The organism is Streptomyces sp. CNT372 (assembly GCF_000377145.1).
Window position 1 is genome coordinate 1 of sequence record NZ_KB897812.1, and the last position, 1,572, is coordinate 1,572.

At 73.2% G+C, this 1,572-nt stretch carries 2 protein-coding genes; both read right to left on the bottom strand.

Annotated elements, in window-relative coordinates:
- Positions 1 to 594: hypothetical protein (locus C593_RS33505; RefSeq protein ID WP_037747552.1), on the bottom strand; the 594-nt coding region annotated here is incomplete at its 3' end.
- The coding region (locus tag C593_RS30810; RefSeq protein ID WP_018850716.1) for a bifunctional DNA primase/polymerase at positions 591 to 1,572 on the bottom strand (982 nt) is incomplete at its 5' end. The genes C593_RS33505 and C593_RS30810, both read right to left, overlap by 4 nt.

The following is a 1,572-nucleotide window of genomic DNA, read 5'->3' on the forward strand; positions in this document are numbered from 1 at the left end:
GCTGTTCCGGAGGTCCACTACGCCGTTTTCCACGGTGATGACGTCCGGGTCCCTGTCGAACTGGTCGCCGTTCACCAGGAGCAGCCCCCGGGACAGGTCGGTCAGTCCGGCGATTCGGCCCTTGCCGAGGAGTCGAACCAGGTCGTCCGGCCCGACTCCGGTGGTCGGCTTGGCGAGCTGCCCGACGACCCACTCCGCGAGGTAGAGCCGGACGTCCTCCCGGACGGTCGTGTCGTCCGCAGCCACCCACACCCGGTCGTTCCACTGCATCCAGCCGAGGTGAGGCGACCAGCAGAACCGGCCCTCCAGGCAGTCGGTGACGACCTGTTCCACGATGAACGCGTCCGACGTGGCCACCGCGCCCTGCACCGTTCCGCGGCTCGGGGTTTTCCCCTTACGCGGCTTGGCAGGTGCCTCCTCGGAGCGCGGGGCCGGAATCGGCTCCGGCTCCGGCTCGGGCTCGGGCTCCGGCGCGGGCTCGGGCTCCAGGTCCTCCGGCTCCTTTGCCGGGCCGGGCTGGGGCTGGCTGTCCAGGAGGGCCAGGAGGCGGAGACCGCGTTCAGCGTCAGTCAGCTCGGTCGTGTTGTCGCTCATGCCGCCGCTCCCTTGCTGATCCCGGCACGGACGCCGGACCGGATTGCGGAGCGCATCTCCGCGTCGTACAGGCCGGCAGCCGCCCCGGCTGCCATGAGGCAGGTCTCGACCTCGGACTCCGTGAGCTGCCCCGTCGGGATGAACCTGCCGAGGGCGCGGGCCGCGCTGTAGAGGGTGGCGTTCCTGGTGCCGTTCGCGGCTCCGGCCACCTGCTCCACCTCGGCCCGGACAGCAGCCTCCACGTACGCCCCGCCCTTCGGCCTCTGGATCGTGGCGAGGAGCTGCCGGGCGGTCGGCCGCTTCCTGGGCGGCTCGGGCTCCCGGTAGTGCCCGGTGCGCCGGAGGTCGGCGGAGAGCCAGGAGGGCAAGAGAGCCACGGTCCGGCAGTCCCCCAGAGCCCGGTACGCCCCGGAGGCCGTGACGGTGCCGGGGGCGATGCCGTACGAGTGCCCGGCGCGGAGGTCCAGTTGCCAGCCCAGGCGACCGGCGCCGGGGTGCCACTGCTCGGGCTCCTCCACCCGGAACCATGCCTGGAGCCCGCCACCGGCGGTGAGGACGGTCAGCGTGGGCGGGTCCATCCACGGGAGCGGCGCGTTCCTCGCCTCGCACAGGGCTGCAATCGTGTCCCAGCCGCTCCGGAAGGACTCCGGTCCGGCGGCCGTGGGGAGCTGGACCCCGGGGAGGTAGTCGCCGTTCGCCGGGGGGGCGGTGTCCGCGTGGTCGTCCACGTCCAGGATCACGAGACCGGACGCCCCGCAGGCGACCCCGACCCCGTACCGGGGCTCAGCCTTCCACCAACGGTCGATGCGGTCCGGGTCCGTGGTGGCGGCCCGTACGCCGTGGCAGTGGCCTCCGGCCTCGATGCACCGGCACTCTGTCGTCTCGTGCTCGATGTACTGAGGGTTCGGGCGGGTCGGCGTCGGCCGGGAGCAGCGGCGGCAGTTGGCCGGTGGCAGCTTGGCCCCCGGGGCGAGCGGG